Consider the following 18,490-nt stretch of genomic DNA (forward strand, 5'->3'; position numbering starts at 1 on the left):
TTTGTTTTGAATTCAGTCAGTGAAATTCAAAACAAGTCTAAGTGATTGATTCGAAGTTAGATTCTAATCAAGAGGAGGAGGTTGAGGAGGGCAGTAATGGTGTTGTTTTTATGGGCGTGTTGGTAGGTGCTTTGGTCATTATGATGACAATGGTAGCTTGTGTGTTGCCGTTTCATGGCAGTGCTCCTGAATGTAAAAATAGTCAGAAAAATCATGTTGAGATTGCTTAAAAATCAACGCCTTTTTCTAAGCTAACATACTCGTAACAAAAAAAGAAAGCTTTTTTTATAGAACTAAATGGCATAAGAGAAATTTTAAAATTAAGGGTTGACATTCAATTTTAGTTGCAACATCATGGGCTCAAACGAAACAAGCTTTTTTAACGAAAAGCGCAAAAACCAACCGATTGAAAATATAAATAATACTGAAAATCCAAACATGAATTTATTTGCCAACAACAAACTCATTAACGTCGTCGCAGTCATTCTCGTGATTATCGGCCCACGTGTGTGGTGAGTTCGGCAAACAATTGGTAACCCCAAAAAAAGCCCTTCTCACCAAGAAGGGCTTTTTTTTTGGAAATTTTTTTAACCAGCAGAAAACAGAGCAAAAAAGATGTACTACGATGACAACACAGTGATTTATTTGAACGGCAAATGGCTGTCAGCGAAATCAGCCAAAACAGGTTTATACCAACAATCATTTCATTATGGCAATGGCGTCTTCGAAGGCATTCGATCTTACGCCACCGACCAAGGTACAAAAATTCTCAGGGCCAAAGCTCATTTTGAACGGCTGTTGTATTCAGCCAAAACCATGTACATTGACTTGCACCACAGCGTGGATGAAATGATTGAGTTGACTTACCAATTGTTGGAAAAAAACAATTTAAAAGACGCTTACATCCGTCCATTGGTTTATACCGATGAAAGGTTGGGCCTACAAGCGGAAAGTCAGTCAAACTTATTCCTGTGCGCTTGGGATTGGAGTCAATATTTTGATGCTGGTGATTTAAAATTGAAAGTGTCGCCCTATTGTCGGCCTGACCCCAATTCCTGCCATGTCGATGCCAAAGTCTCAGGACATTACGTCAACTCCATTTTGGCCACCAAAGATGCCCATGATTCAGGATTTGATGATGCCTTGTTGTTGGACCAACAGGGTCATGTGGCAGAAGCCAGCGGCGCCAATTTCTTTCTACAAAAAGACGGCGTACTGTATACCCCACCCAAGGGTCATATTCTACCGGGCATCACCCGCTCCATCGTGATGGAAATGGCTGCTGCTAATGGCATAGCGGTTAAAGAAAAATTATTCAAACCTGATGAAATCTATGGTGCACAAGGGGCTTTCTTAACAGGTACCGCAGTGGAAATCAAAGCCATAGGCACGGTGGATAACAAGCCTTTCAGTCGGCATTGGGAAGACACATTTGGTGCCACTTTACAACAACAGTTTCAACGAAAAGTCAGGAATCAAAAAGTTGAATATAAAAAAGTCAGGGCCGCCTAATGAAACACCCATTAAATCCATATTCCAGGTCAGTTACCCAAGACGATTCACAACCCGCTGCCAAGGCCATGTTACATGCCATTGGATTGAGCACTGAACAATTGAACCAGCCTTTTGTTGGTATTGCATCAACTGGTTATGAAGGCAATCCATGCAATATGCATTTGAATGACTTGGCCAAAAACATCAAAAATGCGGTGAGCAAACACCCATTAAATGGCTTGATCTTTAACACCATTGGCATTTCAGATGGCATTTCTATGGGTACCAATGGCATGCATTATTCACTGCCATCGCGCGACTTGATAGCTGATTCCATGGAAATGGTGGTGGCCGGCATGCACTATGATGCGGTGGTGACGGTGGTGGGTTGTGATAAAAACATGCCTGGTGCGATGATGGCCATGCTGCGTTTAAATCGACCGGCTTTGTTGGTATATGGTGGCACCATTGCAGCCGGTTGTCATGCAGGAAAAAAATTAGATGTGGTGTCTGCCTTTGAGGCTTGGGGTGAAAAGGTCAGTGGCCAAATCAACGAAAGTGATTACCAACAAGTGATCCAAAAGGCTTGCCCAGGTGCTGGAGCCTGTGGTGGCATGTACACAGCCAACACCATGGCATCAGCGATAGAAGCGATGGGCATGAGCTTGCCTTATTCCTCTTCCAATCCAGCCATCAGTCAAGACAAATTAGATGAAATGTCACAAGTGGCCGATGCCATCAATGGCTTGATACAACAGGATTTAAAACCCAGGGACATTGTAAGCAAAGCCGCCATGATCAATGCGTTCAAACTGGTAACGGTGCTGGGTGGTTCAACCAATGCAGTGCTACACTTTTTGGCCATTGCGGATGCGGCAGGCATTGATTTGACGTTGGATGATTTGCAAGCCATCAGTGATAAAACCCCATTTTTGGCAGACCTAAAACCCAGTGGTAAATACTTGATGGAAGACCTGCATCAAGTTGGAGGTGTACCAGCTGTGATGAAGTACATGTTGGACTTGGGTTGGTTGGATGGCAGTTGTATGACTGTCACTGGCCAAAGTTTGGCCGCTAATTTAGCATCCATCCATGCCTTAGATGACAGTCAAGATGTACTGCGCATGCAAAATCAGCCCATCAAGGATTCAGGACACATCCAAATCCTCAAAGGCAATTTAGCCAGTGAAGGGTCAGTGGCCAAAATCACCGGAAAAGAAGGTGAGTTTTTTCATGGTCCTGCGGTGACATTTGACAGTGAACATGCAGTCAATCTTGGCATTGCTCAAGGTCAAGTCAAAGCCGGCGATGTGGTGGTCATTCGTTACGTTGGACCCAAAGGTGGCCCGGGCATGCCTGAAATGCTGAAACCCACTGCTGCCATCATTGGTGCGGGTTTGGGTGATTCAGTGGCCTTGATAACCGACGGTCGATTCTCTGGTGGCACCCATGGATTTGTGGTGGGTCATGTAACCCCTGAAGCACAGGTGGGTGGTGTTATTGCTATGGTGCAGGATGGGGATTTAATCACCATTGATGCCAAACAAAACCAATTACAATTACATGTCAGTGATTCAGAACTTCAACAAAGAAAGCAGCAATGGCAAGCGCCAGCAATCAAACATGAACGGGGTGTTTTAGGTAAATATGCGCGCACCGTTTCATCGGCGTCAATGGGTTGTTTGACCGATCTGGTCAATGACCAAGCAATGCAAAAAACCAAGCCCATTGAAACGAATTTAATTGCAGAGGATGTGGCAGCCAATTGTTCGAACATACATCGTCACAGCAAAGGAGTGATGAGATGAAAACAGCTTCGATGATTTCAGACAACATGACAATGCATGAAAAAAAGGCCATGCCAGCCGTGGAAAACCTCACCGGATCACATGCCATCATCAAATGCCTGTTGGCAGAAGGGGTGAGTACAATTTTTGGTTATCCAGGTGGTGCCATCATGCCAACCTATGATGCTTTGATGGATTATGAAAAGCAATTGAAACACATCTTGGTGCGTCATGAACAAGGCGCGGTTCATGCGGCACAGGGTTATGCCAGGGCATCTGGTGAGGTGGGCGTATGCATTGCCACATCAGGTCCAGGCGCCACCAATCTGATCACCGGAATTGCTGATGCCTATTTGGATTCAACCCCTTTGGTTTGTATCACAGGTCAGGTTTTTGCCCACTTATTGGGTTCTGATGCCTTCCAAGAAATTGATATATTGGACATCTCAATTCCAGTGACCAAATGGAACTTCAAAGTCACCCAAGCCGATGAAATTCCAGCGGCTTTAGCCAAAGCGTTCTACATCGCTAAAAGTGGTCGGCCTGGCCCGGTGTTGATTGACATCACCAAAAACGCTCAGGTGGAATCATTGGATTTTGTTTATCAAGCCTGTCAGTTCCTCAGCAGCTATGAACCGAGTCCCAGACCCAATCAATTGGCCTTGGCCCAGGCGGCCAGTTTAATCAATGCAGCCAAAAAACCCATGGTGGTGTTTGGCCAAGGGATTCTATTGGGTGGGGCCGAAGCCGAATTTTTAGCCTTTGCAGAACGCACAGGAATTCCATTGGCATCCACTGTTTTAGGTCTTTCAGCCATCCCGACCAACCACCCCCAGTATGTCGGCATGCTGGGCATGCATGGCAACTATGCACCAAACCGTTTAACCAATGAATGTGATGTATTGATTGCCATCGGCATGCGTTTTGATGACCGAGTCACCAGTAATTTAGAATTTTATGCCAAGCAGGCCCAAGTGATACATTTTGAAATTGATCCCAGTGAAATCAATAAAAATGTTCATGCTGATGTGGCTGTGGTGGGAGATGTAAAACAAACATTGCCTGAATTAATCAAGCAGTTGAAGCAGAATGCACACCCACTATGGAGGGCGCAATTCCATGAACTGCACCAAATTGAACAACAAAAAATCATACAACACGATCTGAATCCCAGCACAGCAGCCATTAACATGGCGGAGGTGATTGATGGACTGAATGCATTGCATGAGAACCCGATTGTTGTGACAGACGTGGGACAACACCAAATGGTGGCGTGCCGATATGCGGCGTTTGAACAAAGTCGCAGTTTAATCACTTCAGGTGGATTAGGTACCATGGGTTTTTGTTTACCCGCTGCCATAGGTGCCAAGTTGGCTTGTCCCGACAGGCCTGTGGTTGGCATAGTGGGTGACGGCGGTGTACAAATGACCATACAAGAATTGGGGGTGTTGATGCAACAGCAATTGGCAGTCAAAGTGATTATCCTCAACAACCAATTTTTGGGCATGGTCAGACAATGGCAAGAATTGTACTTTGACAAAAGATACGCCTCCACTGAAATGTGTAATCCAAATTTTGGCATGATTGCTGATGGTTATGGCATTGCCAACCAGCAAGTGACGGCCCGTGAAGATTTGGCGCCTGCTCTGAAAACCATGATGGACCACCCTGGGGCATATGTGTTAGAGGTGGTGGTGGCTCAACAAGACAATGTTTTTCCCATCATTACCCCAGGTGCATCAGTGGCTGACATGTGCTTAGAAGCGTCAAACAGCAATCAGCAGGAGGCCAAAACAGATGAATAAAAATTACAACTTTGCCATTTATTCGAATGATCAAGCCGGTATTTTGAATCGCATCACCGCTGTTTTTTCGCGAGTCAATTTAAATATTGAGGCTTTATCAGTCTGTGAATCTGAGCAAAATGGTGTGTTCAGGCACAGCGTTCAAGTTCATTGCGATCATGCCACTGCATTTCGATTAAGCAAACAACTGGAACGGCAAATCGAGGTAATCAGGGCCGCGTTCCAAGCCGATGATGAGATGATTCAACAAGAAGTGGCTTTGTACAAAATAGCGTCCAAGTCAATGCTTGAACAAACCTTAACTGAGCAAATCATACACCGTCACCATGCCCGAGTTTTAAGCATGAATAGCCAGTTTACGGTGATTGAAAAAACCGGTCAAAGGCATGAAAGCCAAGCCTTGTTTGATGATTTATCGGTGGTAGGTGTGCTTGAATTTGTCCGTTCTGGACCAGTCAGTATCAGCAAGCCAATGAATGCAGAGGCGATGTCGCATGACATGTCTGTTTTTAAACAAAATGCCACTTGTGATGCGGATCATCAAGTGGATGTATGAACAATATGAATTAAAACTTAAAATATAGGAATAATTATGGCGCAATTAAATTTCGGCGGAACATGGGAAGAAGTGGTCACTCGTGATGAATATCCACTGCCACAAGCACAACAATACTTGGCAAACAAGACCATTGCGGTGCTGGGTTATGGGGTACAAGGCCCAGGTCAAGCACTGAACCTGAAGGACAATGGCTTTAATGTCATTGTCGGCCAACGACCAGGCGGTGCTTCTTGGGACAAAGCCGTTGCTGATGGGTGGGTGGCAGGCGAAACATTGTTTGAATTGGCCGAAGCCACGCAACGAGCCGATGTGGTGATGTATCTGTTGTCTGATGCTGGTCAAATTTCTGCTTGGCCGGTGGTTAAAGAAAACTTAAACCCCGGTGATACTTTGTATTTTTCACATGGTTTTGCAGTGACTTTTAATGAACAAACTGGCATTGTGCCACCGGACGATGTGGATGTTGTTTTGGTGGCACCCAAGGGTTCCGGCCGTTCGTTGCGCACGTTGTTTCAGCAAGGCAAGGGATTGAATTCCAGTTATGCTATTTTTCAAGACGTCACTGGTAAGGCCAAAGAAACCGCCACTGCGTTAGGCATCGGGGTGGGTTCTGGTTACTTGTTCGAAACCGATTTCAAAAAAGAAGTGTATTCTGATTTAACCGGTGAGCGAGGTATTTTGATGGGTGCGATTGCAGGTTTGTTTGAAGCCCAGTACAACGTTTTGAGAAATAATGGTCATTCGCCCTCGGAGGCGTTCAACGAAACAGTTGAAGAATTGACCCAAAGTTTGATGCCTTTGGTGGCTGATAACGGCATGGATTGGATGTATGCCAACACCTCAACCACCGCACAACGAGGTGCCTTGGACTGGCGCCACAGATTCAGGGAAACCAACACCCCCTTGTTTGAAGAATTGTATGCATCGGTGGCCAGTGGTGAAGAGGCAAGGGTGGTGATTGAAGCCAACCAAAAAGCCGATTACCGCGAAAAGCTGGACCAAGAACTGGAAGCCTTGCGCAATTCAGAAATTTGGCAAACCGGTCAACAAGTCAGAAAACTCAGACCTGAGAATGGTTGAATGCAATGACTGCAGTGGCCTCACCAATAAAAAATCAAACGCCATTCATCGATGTGGCGGCTGCCATCAAGCGACTCAAAGGCGTGGTAAACCCAACACCCTTGTTGCCTAATTTAACTTACAGTAATGACATGGGTGCTGAAATTTTATTGAAACGTGAGGATTTACAAACCGTGCGTTCCTATAAAATTCGTGGTGCTTACAATAAAATGGCAGCCTTACTGGAACAAGACCCCAATCTTAAACATGTGGTTTGTGCCAGTGCGGGTAACCATGCCCAAGGCGTGGCTTTTACTTGTCGAAAATTGGGCGTCAAAGCCTCGGTCTATATGCCCGTAACCACTCCACAACAAAAAGTAGAGCAGGTAAAAATGTTTGGTGGTGATCAGGTTGAATTGGTATTGGTGGGAGACACTTTTGATGCAGCCCAACAACAGGCTTATGCCTTCAGTGAAATAAATCAACACCCCTTCATTCATCCCTTTGATGATCCAGACATCATAGCGGGTCAAGCGACCATTGCAAGCGAGGTATTACAACAATGCCACAGCCCAATTGATTATATTTTTGTGCCGATTGGCGGTGGCGGTTTGGCCGCTGGAATATTGACCGTGATTAAAGCTTTGTCCCCACATACTCAAGTTATCGGCGTCGAACCCGAAGGCGCGACATCAATGGCTGCTGCTTTGCAATTGGGTCACAACACCAAATTAAAACACATCAGTCGATTCGTCGATGGTGCTGCCGTGCAGCAAGTCGGCAGCCACACCTTTGAAATCTGTCGTTCACTGCTGGATGATGTCATTCATGTGCCTGATGGTTTAATTTGCCAAACCATATTGAACCTGTACAACAAAGATGCGATTGTGGTGGAACCGGCCGGTGCTTTGTCGTTGGCTGGGTTACACCAATACCAAGAGCGTATCAAAGGCAAAAGAGTGGTTTGTGTACTCAGTGGCAGCAACAATGACATCACAAGAATCGAAGAAATTCGTGAACGCGCAATGTTGTTCAATGGTTTAAAGCATTACTTTTTGGTGCGTTTTCCTCAGCGAGCCGGGGCCTTGAAAGAGTTCGTTGCAGACATTTTAGGACCGGCTGACGACATCACCTATTTCCAATACCAAAAGAAACACAACCGTGAACATGGTCCAGCCGTGGTTGGCATTGAGTTGAAACAAGCAGGAGATTTCGAGCCTTTGTTACAGCGCATGAAAACCGGTGGCTTCTTCAATGATTACCTGAACAACCAACCTGAATTGTTTTCGATGTTGCTGTGAGTTATAGGCTTGTCGGCTTCAGCCGACTTAAATCCTATTCAGCTTGAAACGCTGCTCGGTTGACTGAAGTCAACAACCCAGCATCTATACGCCCAGTCAATTTGATCTGATTTCGAAGTGGCGTTGAGTTATTGGGTTGTCGGCTTCAGCCGACCTAAACGATATTCAGCTTGAAACGCTGCCCGGTTGACTAAAGTCAACAACCCAGCATCTATACGTCGAGTCAATTTGATCTGATTTTGATGTGGCGTTGAGTTATTGGGTTGTCGGCTTCAACCGACCTAAATCCTATTCAACTTGAAACGCTGCTCGGTTGACTGAAGTCAACAACCCAGCATCTATACGCCCAGTCAATTTGATCTGATTTCGAAGTGGCGTTGAGTTATTGGGTTGTCGGCTTCAACCGACCTAAATCCTATTCAACTTGAAACGCTGCCCGGTTGACTGAAGTCAACAACCCAGCATCTATACGCCCAGTCAATTTGATCTGATTTCGAAGTGGCGTTGAGTTATTGGTTTGTCGGCTTCAGCCGACCTAAATCCTATTCAGCTTGAAACGCTGCCCGGTTGACTGAAGTCAACAACCCAGCATCTATACGCCCAGTCAATTTGATCTGATTTCGAAGTGGCGTTGAGTTATTGGGTTGTCGGCTTCAGCCGNGCTTCAGCCGACTTAAATCCTATTCAGCTTGAAACGCTGCTCGGTTGACTGAAGTCAACAACCCAGCATCTATACGCCCAGTCAATTTGATCTGATTTCGAAGTGGCGTTGAGTTATTGGGTTGTCGGCTTCAGCCGACCTAAATCCTATTCAGCTTGAAATGCTGCCCGGTTGACTGAAGTCAACAACCCAGCATCTATACGCCCAGTCAATTTGATCTGATTTTGATGTGGCGTTGAGTTATTGGCTTGTCGGCTTCAACCGACCAAAATTCTATTCAGCTTGAAACTCTTTCCGGTTGGATAAAATCAAAAACTCAGAGACTGGGTTATGTATTTATCCAATCCATTTTGCTGATTTGTTATTAATAAAGGGTGGGCTGGTTGATACAAACAGATCAGTTCACTGAGCCTGTCGAAGTGAGTTTTGGTATGAAGTGACTTGGCGTTGGTTAGGTGTATTGAAAGGGGCCTTTCAGAACTGGGCTTCAGTCATTAACTTAATAACTATAAAAGGTCTGCTGGTGATCATTTCAATGCTTGATACAGTGATGACATTTCTGTTACAGACAAATCACGCCACTGACCGTTTGCCAAGCCATCTAAATTGATGTGCATAATGCGCACGCGTTCCAGTTTATTTACTGAATAGCCATGGTGTCTACACATGCGTCGGATTTGGCGGTTCAGCCCTTGAACCAAGGTGATCCTGAATACATATTTGGACTCTTTAACCACCTGACAAGCCTTGGTGACCTCGCCGAGCATAGGAACGCCATTGCTCATGCCAATGATAAAATCATCAGTGATTTCCTTGTTTACAGTCACCAGGTATTCTTTTTCATGCTTATTACCTGCACCCAATATTTTGTCTACCAGGTCGCTTCGGTTGGTTAAAAATATCAAACCCTGAGAATCTTTGTCGAGTCTTCCTACCGGAAATATTCTGCGTTTGTGATCGACAAAATCAATGATGTTATTTTTTACCTCATTGGCCGCCGTACACACCACACCGACTGGCTTGTTCAAAGCAATAAAAATAACTTGATCGGCGGTCAATGGTTTAACTTCCAAGCCATTGACAGTGACCATGTCATCATCAGACACTTGATCACCCAATATGGCTTGTTTGCCATTAATCAACACCACACCCTGTTCAACATAAACATCTGCTGCCTTTCTGGAACAGAGGCCACTTGCACAAATGAATTTGTTGATGCGGGTTGTTGCGTCAGTAGTCATGTTTTTTTCGGCATGACGATTTGCAGCGTTGATGTTTCAATCTTCACCGGTCATTTTAGACAAGATTTTTCGGGCTTCTTTGAGTTGTTTCATTAACAAGGGAATTTGTTTCCTGTCACCACCAAAAGAAGCTGCAGACAGTTCATTTTCCATGTTATGAATGGTTTGTTGTAAGAATTTTATATTGGGGTCAGTACTCGTTTGCAAGTTTGGAGTGTCTGGCATGAGAAAAAGCGCTTACAAAAAAAGCGCTATCCTATATGAAATGGTGTCGAAAATCTGTAAAAATGAATCATTTACAGAAAATTAGCTGTTGATTAACAGCTTTTTAATTTACGTACGATGGCCGTTAATTGACTTTTGATGTCGTGGTCATTTCCGACAATCACATGTTGATCGCCCAAATAACTCATGCCTAAATAGTCAGCCGTTAAAATGAATGGTGTTTCAAAAGCTTCATTCCTTTCATCATTGCTGACACTGATGAGTGACATGCTCATCCCGCGAAATTGGCGACCCGTTTCTTTTTCTATTCTTAAACAATCGGAGATGCGATCCAGAAATCGCTTCATCAAAGCACTCATGGAATACCAATATACAGGGGTGGCCCATACAATGTGATCATAATGAGCGACAATATGGCGTACTGTCGGTAAAAATTCATCATGACTGTTTTCTGCAAGGTAGTCGTAATCGCTGAAGTTAAGCAACCGCAGGTCGATGATTTCATAATCCAACAGCTGCGCCAATTGCTTGACCACAGCTGCGGTGTCTCCATCACTGCGTGATGAACCTTGGAGGATAATTCCTGTCATTTACTTTTGTTTTTTGATGGACTCAATTCTTTGTTTCATGGCGCCAGCAGGTAAGTAACCAGGCATCATGGTGCCATCGGCAAAAACCACAGCTGGCGTGCCTACTTTATGTACACCCGCACCCAAGCCTAAATTAAATTGCGATTCAATTGGATTAGGACACATCAATGGCTCTAATGTTTCCCCATTCTTGGCTGATGTCATGGCTTGTTGTTGATCTGTGGCACACCATACATTGACGGCTTTCTGGTGGGATGCCGTGTTTAAGCCAGCACGTGGAAAGAACAGGTAGGATACACCAATGCCCAGGTCGTTGTATTGGTCCACTTCTTGGTGTAACTTTCGACAATACCCGCAATCAATGTCAGTAAAAACGGTGATGTGGTCGGTCATGTTTGCCGGCAGGAAATCAATGCTTTTGTGGGTCTTTTTGAAATCCACCAACAATTCATGACGCAAATTCTTTTCAGTCTCTAAGGTGAGGTTTTTTTGGCTTTTCAGGTTGGTTAACTGACCATCAAACATGAATTGACCGTCGTCACTCATGTAAATTATTTCATTGGCTGCACCACTTTTGACGACAATTTCTTTGATACCATTGATCGGTGTTTCATTGACCGATTCAACTTTGACCTGTTGCTTTGACAGGTTTTGAATGACTTGTTGAAAATGTGATTGGTCGGTGTTGGTGTCGGCATTGGCGACCAGGACAGATGCCAGCAAACTGACTGTTGTAATGAATTTCATTGGATCCTCTTTGTATTCTATAGGTGATTGAAACTGTGTTGAACACAGCATGCTTACTGAACTCTGACCCCAGTCTGCTATTAATGTTCAAAAATAATGATGAAGTTTTCTTATGCCTGAAGGTGGCTATCAGTTGAAAATCATTCTCATTTAATGAACAATGTATGCTTTTTTAACGCAACTGAGGAATTCATTTTGACCACCACGACTGAAAAACCACAAGATCAAAAAACCGGTTGGTTCTCTAAGTTTTTAGCCACCGTTGAATGGCTGGGAAATTTATTGCCGCATCCCATCACTTTATTTGCATTGTTCTGTGTATTCATTATTGTCTTCAGCGGCATCGCTCAATACTTTGGTATGAGCGTTCCTGATCCTCGCCCAGTGGGTTCTTCGGGTCGAGAAGCCGATGGTGTGATTGAGGTAATTTCCCTGTTTTCTGGTGAAGGATTGCGCCGCATTGTGGCTGGACTGGTGACTAATTTCACCGGGTTTGCGCCATTAGGCACCGTGTTGGTGGCTTTATTGGGCGTTGCGGTGGCGGAACATTCTGGTATGTTGTCAGCGGCCATGCGCTCACTGGTGATGGGTGCTTCAAAACGCATGGTTACAGTGATGATTGTTTTTGCTGGAGTGGTTTCAAACACTGCTTCCGAGCTGGGCTATGTGGTTTTGATTCCGATGGCAGCCATGATTTTTCATTCTTTAGGACGTCATCCATTGGCTGGCTTGGCGGCCGCTTTTGCTGGGGTATCGGCAGGCTACAGTGCCAATTTATTTATTGGAACGGTTGACCCCTTGTTGTCGGGCATCACGCAAGAAGCCGCACAATTATTAGACCCAGATTATTTAGTGGGTGCTGAAGTCAATTGGTATTTCATGATTATCAGTACCTTTTTGATAGCAGTGATGGGTACTTTTGTCACTGAAAAAATTGTCGAACCGCGATTGGGACCTTACAACGAGGCTGAAGCGAGTATTGATTTGGGCGAACAAAAAGTCGATGAGGTGACGGCTCAAGAGAAAAAAGCCTTACGCATGGCTGGCCTCACTTTTTTAATTTTATGTGCTTTGTTGGCATTGACGGTGGTCCCAGATTGGGGCGTACTGCGCAACCAAGACACCGGTGGCGTTAAAAATTCACCGTTTTTGAAAGGCATTGTGGCCTATATATTCATTACTTTTGCGATTCCAGGTTACGTCTATGGTCGAGTGGCTGGGACCATGAAAACGGACCGAGATGTGATTGATGCCATGAGTAAAAGTATGGGCACCATGGGCATGTATATTGTGTTGGTGTTTTTTGCCGCTCAATTTGTCGCTTTCTTTAAATGGACCAATCTGGGGACAGTGATGGCGGTTAAAGGCGCCGTGATGTTACAAACCCTAGGCTTAGATGGTCCTGAAGTTTTTGTGTTTTTTATCTTGTTGTGTGGCATGGTCAATTTGACTTTAGGCAGTGCCTCTGCTCAATGGGCAGTGACTGCACCAATATTTGTGCCGATGTTGATGTTGGTTGGGTTCGCGCCAGAAACCATCCAAGCGGCTTATCGAATTGGTGACTCAGTGACCAATGTGATTACCCCAATGATGAGCTATTTTGGATTGATTTTGGCAGTGGCTGCGCGTTACAAAAAGGATTTGGGAATTGGTACCTTGATAGCAACCATGTTGCCTTACAGTATGGTGTTTTTATTGGGGTGGACTTTGTTGTTTTACCTGTGGGTGTTCGTCTTAGGAATGCCTGTCGGTCCTGGTGCTGCCACCTATTACAATCCTTGATACAGGCTGTTCACCCGTTTTCAGTGGGTTCACTGAGAACGGGTGATTCGGACGCCCACTGCGTCGGTGTTGTTAATGGCTTCGGGCTTAAATAAGCTGAGTTTAACTTTTTTGCATGGGTAGTAATCAAGAATCATTTGGGCGGATTTTTCTGCCAAAGTTTCTATCAGTTCGAAACGACTGGCGCTGATAAAATCAGTGAGCTGTTGACAAACTTTAAAGTAATCTAAAGTGTCATTGATGTCATCAGATTTTGCGGCTGGTTTACAATCAAATGACAAATCAAGGTCCAGAATCAGGGCTTGTTTGTTCTGTTTCTCCCATTCATGAATACCGATGATGGCATCAACTTTCAACTGGCGAATCAGTATTTTGTCCATGCAGTTTTATCGATCAGTCACTAATTGTGGCAAGCCAGAAGTCAGCCACCAAGTTTTTGCATCACTGTCATATTCCCAGACTTGTCGATCAACCACCACCCTTTCTCTTTTGGTGTGAAGGTTATATAGTTTAATTTGAACATCTTGAATGATTTCATTTTCAGACGCGCCTGGCATGATGGGGGCTGCTACATAGGAACTGACATTGAATTGTTTGAGCCGTTCAATTTCTAAAACGGTGGGTTTATGTTCTTTGTCAATGTTTGGGCTGAAAAAGGTCAGTGCGGTATTGTAATCGGCCCACCTCATGACTTTGGCGTACTGGTACAAGCTGTGATCCAAAGATTTTTTCTTGGTCATGCGCCCACCACAGGCAACAAGTAGTGAACAAATGATGACGGCTACAATGAATTTTTTCATGGATTTGACCCGTTTGACTTAAACCCTGAGTATGCCATATTGACCATTAAAAAAAAATTAAAATTTGGCAGTGCTGTTGAAGTAGTGTGGTAATGCTTGGTTTATTTAGGTTTTAAGATGACGTAGCTGCCAATCATGGTGCAGCAAATTTCGTTTTGAGTATTCAAAACTTGGCACTGAACGAGTATCTTTTTGGTGCGGTTATCCGATGTGACTTGTTGGCATATTTCCTGCCAATGCAATGGTTCTTGGCTTTGAACTTCGATGGTTAAATCATCGGATTGTGCCTTCAGCCACTGGGTTTCTGCCTGTTGGATGACCACATCATTCATCACCCCATGGCACTCTAAATTTAATTTAATTAATGACCAACCACAAATGGTCATCAATGCCGCGCTGCTGCCGCCGAACACGGTGCTTTTATCATTGATATTAGGTGACAGGGGGGCGGTTGCTGATAAAGTTTGTTCTGACAGGGAAGTTAGGTTCATTTGCATCGCCTTGACCATCGGAATGTGCGCATACAAAAAGTCCTGGAATGCAGGTAGTTGAGTATTCATTCAGATGAAGGGATTATTGAACGGGGTTTCTGAGTTTAGACGGAATCAAGATATCAAACATACTGCCTAAGCCAGACTCTTTTTCAGCTGGTTCTTCTGACAATTCTGTCTCTTCTTCGGCTGGCTCAGTTTGTGCGGTTTCTTGGACCCTTTGCTCAGCACTATGCTTAAGACGCAATCTGGCTTCAGCAACAGTGATGTTGGCTGGTTTCTCAGACTCTTGTTGAATCACAGTTGCACTCAGTTTAGGTTTAAGCACATTCACTTGGCACGACACATCGCTGGCTTGAGCGGAACTCAATACCCATAAAATTGTGATTAAACTGAACAATGTTTTCATGCAAGTATGATAAATTGACTACTAAACCTTTAAGATTTTTCTATAAAATGGTCAATAAATCAACTAAAACGATGATTAATTAGCCACCTTGGCCCTAAATACGACATTATAATGAATAAGACTGACAAAGCAAGCCGAATAAAGTTACCTTGGATGCCTGATTTTTCGGATCCAGTGCGAATATTTTCAGTGATTGTGGTGGCTGAGATCATGGTGATTGTCTATTCATTGAGCTTCTTAAGTTTTGATTTTGCCTACTTAAATCGTTTGGCTGTTTTAAGTTTGTTGGCGCAGTTAATTGCCATCAATGTCATTGTTTTGTTATCAAGTTTAAGGCAGTTTTTCAATCGATTCAGTGTGTTAATTGGTCTCGTATTGGTGGTGTTAATGACCTTGGTATTGTCGGTGGTTTATACCCAACTCATCACATGGATGGACCAAACATTGAATTTTGGATTGATAGAAAAACCCGTCTTAACTACGGTTAAAATCAGTTTGGCTACCAACTTTACCTTGCTCACATTGTTGCGTTATTTTTATGTGCAAGCACAATGGGAAAATCAAATTGAAGCCTTGTCGAAGGCTCAAATGAATGCGTTACAAGCCAGAATCAAACCGCATTTTCTATACAATTCCTTGAATTCGATTGCATCCTTGATTTCGTTTGACCCGGTGGCGGCTGAACGCGCAGTCATTAACCTTTCCGGCTTGTTTCGCAAAGCGTTCACTGACAATAAAAAAAGCATGAGCACCATTGCCAAAGAGTTGGAATGGGTTGAAGAGTATATTGCGATGGAAAAGTTGAGGTTGATGGATCGTTTACAGTTCAGTGCCCAGGTTGATGAGGATTTATTGGATAGAACAATCCCTTTGCTTTCTATTCAACCGCTGATAGAAAACGCCGTTATTCACGGCATTCAAAATCTATCGAAAGGTGGTTTGATCGAATTAACCATTCAATCAAATGCGGGTGGGTTTTATGTTCAAGTGAATAATCCATATAAGCCTGAAAAAAGACAACAAGGTAATGGAACGGGTTTGGCCAACATCAAAGAACGGCTGACATTAACCTATGGCAAGGACGTCAGTTTAAGCATCGATGAAGGTGATGATTTTCAGGTTCGTTGGGAGGTGATTAAATGAAGGTGTTGATTGTGGATGATGAACCATTGGCCAGAATCAGACTTAAGCACATGTTGAATCATTTACATGTTGAACATGTTTTTGAAGCGAACAACGGCATCGAAGCGGTATCCATGGCAAGCAAAAACATGCCGGATTTGATTTTTATGGACATTGAAATGCCAGAATTGAACGGCATGGAAGCGGCCCAGCAAATCAAACAATCTCACCCCAATATGCCCATTATATTTTCAACCGCGCATGACGATTTTGCACTGAAAGCATTTGACCTGGCGGCCATTGATTATCTGTTAAAGCCGTTATCAATTGATCGCTTAAAACAAGCATTGAATAAAGTTGGGCTTAAACCATCGGGCGAAAAAATAACGGTAAAAAAAGGCAATGACGTCATAATGGTTGCAGTTGATGACATCATATGTATGATGGCGGAAGATAAATATGTTACCGCATATTTAAGTGACCAAACCTTGATATTAGATCAAAGTTTAGCTGATTTGGAGAAGCTCAGTAATCAGTACCTCAGGGTACATCGGAGCTGCTTGGTTAATGTCAATTACTTGAAAGGCATTCACATGAACCAAGACCATAAACCCAGCGTGATTTTAGATAAAACTGACATTAAACCAGTCATTTCTCGAAGACAAATGGCTGCTGTCAAAAAGCTGATCAAACAATTATGAAAAAAACCATCACAATTGCTACCAGAGAATCTGCCCTGGCCATGTGGCAAAGCAAATATGTAGCAGCAATCATTGAAGCCAAAACTGACTACAAAACCCAACTATTACCCATGACCACTGAAGGCGACCAACGGTTGGAAGTCACCTTGAATAAAATTGGTGGCAAAGGATTATTCTTGAAAGAATTGGAACAATCAATGTTGGCTGGGGAATCAGACATAGCGGTTCATTCAATGAAAGACGTGCCCGCAGATCTGCCGGCTGAATTTCAAATATGTGCAGTGTTTCCGCGTGCTGATGAAAGTGATGCCTTTGTTTCAAATCGATATGAAAAATTGACAGATTTACCACAAGGCGCGGTGGTAGGAACTTCCAGTTTGCGGCGTCAGGCACAATTGTTGTCGTTGCGCCCTGATTTGATTATAAATCCACTGCGCGGTAATGTGAACAGTCGCTTACAAAAATTGGATGATGGTTTATATGATGCCATTATATTAGCCTCTGCCGGTTTAAAGCGGTTGGGTTTTGATGATCGCATCAAAAGCCGATTGACTGCCCCCAAGTGGCTGCCTGCCGTTTCACAAGGCGCAGTCGGTATCGAATGTCTAAAACAAAACGATGAACTGGCAGCGGTGTTAAGTGCTTTGGCTGACGAAAAAACCTGGCAATGTGTTCGCGCTGAGCGGTCATTGAATTTAAAACTCAATGGGTCTTGTTCAGTGGCCATAGGTGCTTTGGCCAGTTATCATTTGGATGACACCATTTCTCTCAAAGCCGGGGTCTACAGTCCCGATGGCAGCCAATCCATTACAGCCAGACAACAAGGCTATGACCCAGTGAAATTGGGTGAGTATGTTGCCAATAAATTGTTGGACCAAGGTGCCACAGAAATTTTGGCCTTGGCTGAGTAAAACAGCATGACCACTGTCGTTATCACACGCCCTGAAATTGCCATTGCAAAGGCCACAGAGGTTTATCAAAAGGCCGGCTTCGAAGTTTTTAAAGCCCCTTGTTATGCAATAAAAACCAACACAGCTGTGCTACCACAATGGTTGGCCGCTGAGGCCGCTGTGTGGATAGTGCTCAGTGTTCATGCCTTGCAGCATGCTTTAAAAATTGCCCCACAATGGAGACCCTTGAACAAGACTCGAGTCATTGCGGTTGGACCAGCGGTGGCCAATGCATGGCAGCGGCAATTTGAACACCCCATCGAGTTCCACCCATTGATGAATTCGGAGGGGGTGATTGAATTGTTGCAAAAGTACCAAGCCAAGTCGGTCAAAATACTGACCACAGCAGGAGGCCGTAATCTGATCAAAACGCATTGTATGGAGCAACAAATCAGCTACAACCAGATCAACACCTACCACCGAATTGAGTTGACTATTGATGCAGCAGGTTTACAGCAAAAAATACTGAATGCTTCTGAGAACAAAGTAATCCTAACCGCCACCAGCAGTGGTATCTTGGTTCATTTCATGTCGCAATTGCCAGTTGAATTAACCACCAAAGTACTCAACAACCCGTTGGTGGTGGGAGCACAGCGCATAGCTGATTTGGCCAAAGACCTGGGGTTTAACAACATTTCAGTCGCCGCCAACCCCAGTGATGAAGCCATGTGTGAAGTGGTGGAAAGGATGGTGTCAGAAGAGACAGCAGCCAATTGATTTTCATTTAAAGTCGGTCAAGCGACCCCTAACAAATTCAATTCGCTGC

20 protein-coding genes are annotated in these 18,490 nt (G+C 44.1%); 13 read left to right on the top strand and 7 right to left on the bottom strand.

Features of this window, described 5'->3' with window-relative positions:
• Positions 1–41 precede the first annotated feature (41 nt).
• The 8 genes from CCS90_RS04895 to ilvA all read left to right on the top strand — a co-directional run bounded on the left by CCS90_RS04895 (position 42) and on the right by ilvA (position 8,005).
• Positions 42–230: a hypothetical protein gene (locus CCS90_RS04895; protein ID WP_099018363.1), complete on the top strand. Its 189-nt coding sequence runs from the start codon at positions 42–44 to the stop codon at positions 228–230.
• 124 nt (positions 231–354) lie between these two features.
• Positions 355–516, top strand: coding sequence for a hypothetical protein (locus CCS90_RS15050; RefSeq protein WP_218961649.1), 162 nt, complete (start codon positions 355–357; stop codon positions 514–516).
• A gap of 99 nt (positions 517–615) precedes the next feature.
• Positions 616–1,512 (top strand): branched-chain amino acid transaminase, encoded by an 897-nt coding sequence (locus CCS90_RS04900; RefSeq protein ID WP_099018364.1) that lies wholly within the window; start codon positions 616–618, stop codon positions 1,510–1,512.
• A complete protein-coding gene (gene ilvD, locus CCS90_RS04905; RefSeq protein ID WP_099018365.1) occupies positions 1,512–3,302 on the top strand; it encodes a dihydroxy-acid dehydratase in 1,791 nt (596 codons plus the stop codon). Before CCS90_RS04900 ends, ilvD begins: the two co-directional genes overlap by 1 nt.
• Entirely contained in the window at positions 3,299–5,086 is a 1,788-nt protein-coding gene (ilvB, locus tag CCS90_RS04910) for a biosynthetic-type acetolactate synthase large subunit (protein WP_099018366.1), read from the top strand. The genes ilvD and ilvB overlap by 4 nt, the downstream gene beginning before the upstream one ends.
• Entirely contained in the window at positions 5,079–5,642 is a 564-nt protein-coding gene (gene ilvN / locus CCS90_RS04915) for an acetolactate synthase small subunit (protein ID WP_099018367.1), read from the top strand. The genes ilvB and ilvN overlap by 8 nt, the downstream gene beginning before the upstream one ends.
• 36 nt (positions 5,643–5,678) lie before the next feature.
• Positions 5,679–6,725, top strand: coding sequence for a ketol-acid reductoisomerase (gene ilvC / locus CCS90_RS04920; protein ID WP_099018368.1), 1,047 nt, complete (start codon positions 5,679–5,681; stop codon positions 6,723–6,725).
• 5 nt (positions 6,726–6,730) lie between these two features.
• On the top strand, positions 6,731–8,005 hold the full coding sequence (ilvA, locus tag CCS90_RS04925) for a threonine ammonia-lyase IlvA (protein WP_099018369.1): 1,275 nt from the start codon (positions 6,731–6,733) through the stop codon (positions 8,003–8,005).
• 1,188 nt (positions 8,006–9,193) lie between these two features.
• Here ilvA and rluF read toward each other — a convergent pair.
• The 3 genes from rluF to CCS90_RS04945 all read right to left on the bottom strand — a co-directional run bounded on the left by rluF (position 9,194) and on the right by CCS90_RS04945 (position 11,469).
• The gene (rluF, locus tag CCS90_RS04930) at positions 9,194–9,907 is read right to left on the bottom strand and encodes a 23S rRNA pseudouridine(2604) synthase RluF (RefSeq protein ID WP_099018370.1); all 714 of its coding nucleotides are present in this window, start codon (positions 9,905–9,907) and stop codon (positions 9,194–9,196) included.
• Positions 9,908–10,224: 317 nt separating this feature from the next.
• A complete protein-coding gene (locus tag CCS90_RS04940; RefSeq protein WP_099018372.1) occupies positions 10,225–10,722 on the bottom strand; it encodes a flavodoxin family protein in 498 nt (165 codons plus the stop codon).
• Complete coding sequence (locus tag CCS90_RS04945; RefSeq protein ID WP_162846815.1) at positions 10,723–11,469, bottom strand: thioredoxin fold domain-containing protein; 747 nt, start codon at positions 11,467–11,469, stop codon at positions 10,723–10,725.
• A gap of 195 nt (positions 11,470–11,664) precedes the next feature.
• Between CCS90_RS04945 and CCS90_RS04950 the strand changes: the two genes are divergently transcribed.
• Entirely contained in the window at positions 11,665–13,251 is a 1,587-nt protein-coding gene (locus CCS90_RS04950; RefSeq protein WP_246027011.1) for an AbgT family transporter, read from the top strand.
• A gap of 29 nt (positions 13,252–13,280) precedes the next feature.
• Here the strand turns inward: CCS90_RS04950 and folB are convergent, their stop codons facing one another.
• From folB to CCS90_RS04970, 4 genes are all read right to left on the bottom strand, one after another.
• Entirely contained in the window at positions 13,281–13,631 is a 351-nt protein-coding gene (gene folB, locus CCS90_RS04955) for a dihydroneopterin aldolase (RefSeq protein WP_099018375.1), read from the bottom strand.
• Positions 13,632–13,637: 6 nt separating this feature from the next.
• Positions 13,638–14,051, bottom strand: coding sequence for a hypothetical protein (locus tag CCS90_RS04960; RefSeq protein ID WP_099018376.1), 414 nt, complete (start codon positions 14,049–14,051; stop codon positions 13,638–13,640).
• A 101-nt stretch (positions 14,052–14,152) separates the two neighbouring features.
• A complete protein-coding gene (locus CCS90_RS04965; RefSeq protein ID WP_099018377.1) occupies positions 14,153–14,611 on the bottom strand; it encodes a YiiD C-terminal domain-containing protein in 459 nt (152 codons plus the stop codon).
• A 13-nt stretch (positions 14,612–14,624) separates the two neighbouring features.
• On the bottom strand, positions 14,625–14,951 hold the full coding sequence (locus CCS90_RS04970; protein WP_099018378.1) for a hypothetical protein: 327 nt from the start codon (positions 14,949–14,951) through the stop codon (positions 14,625–14,627).
• A 111-nt stretch (positions 14,952–15,062) separates the two neighbouring features.
• On the opposite strand from CCS90_RS04970, the gene CCS90_RS04975 reads away from it, so the two are divergent.
• Genes CCS90_RS04975 through CCS90_RS04990 form a run of 4 tightly spaced genes read left to right on the top strand, consistent with a single transcriptional unit; the run spans position 15,063 to position 18,441 of the window.
• Positions 15,063–16,094 carry a sensor histidine kinase gene (locus CCS90_RS04975; protein WP_099018379.1) on the top strand — a complete coding sequence of 344 codons (1,032 nt, stop codon included), beginning with the start codon at positions 15,063–15,065 and terminating at the stop codon, positions 16,092–16,094.
• A complete protein-coding gene (locus CCS90_RS04980) occupies positions 16,091–16,774 on the top strand; it encodes a LytR/AlgR family response regulator transcription factor (RefSeq protein WP_099018380.1) in 684 nt (227 codons plus the stop codon). The genes CCS90_RS04975 and CCS90_RS04980 overlap by 4 nt, the downstream gene beginning before the upstream one ends.
• Entirely contained in the window at positions 16,771–17,685 is a 915-nt protein-coding gene (gene hemC / locus CCS90_RS04985) for a hydroxymethylbilane synthase (protein WP_099018381.1), read from the top strand. The genes CCS90_RS04980 and hemC overlap by 4 nt, the downstream gene beginning before the upstream one ends.
• 6 nt (positions 17,686–17,691) lie before the next feature.
• On the top strand, positions 17,692–18,441 hold the full coding sequence (locus tag CCS90_RS04990; RefSeq protein ID WP_099018382.1) for a uroporphyrinogen-III synthase: 750 nt from the start codon (positions 17,692–17,694) through the stop codon (positions 18,439–18,441).
• The last annotated feature ends 49 nt before the right edge of the window (positions 18,442–18,490 follow it).

Source organism: Marinicella litoralis, from assembly GCF_002591915.1.
Lineage (GTDB): Bacteria > Pseudomonadota > Gammaproteobacteria > Xanthomonadales > Marinicellaceae > Marinicella > Marinicella litoralis.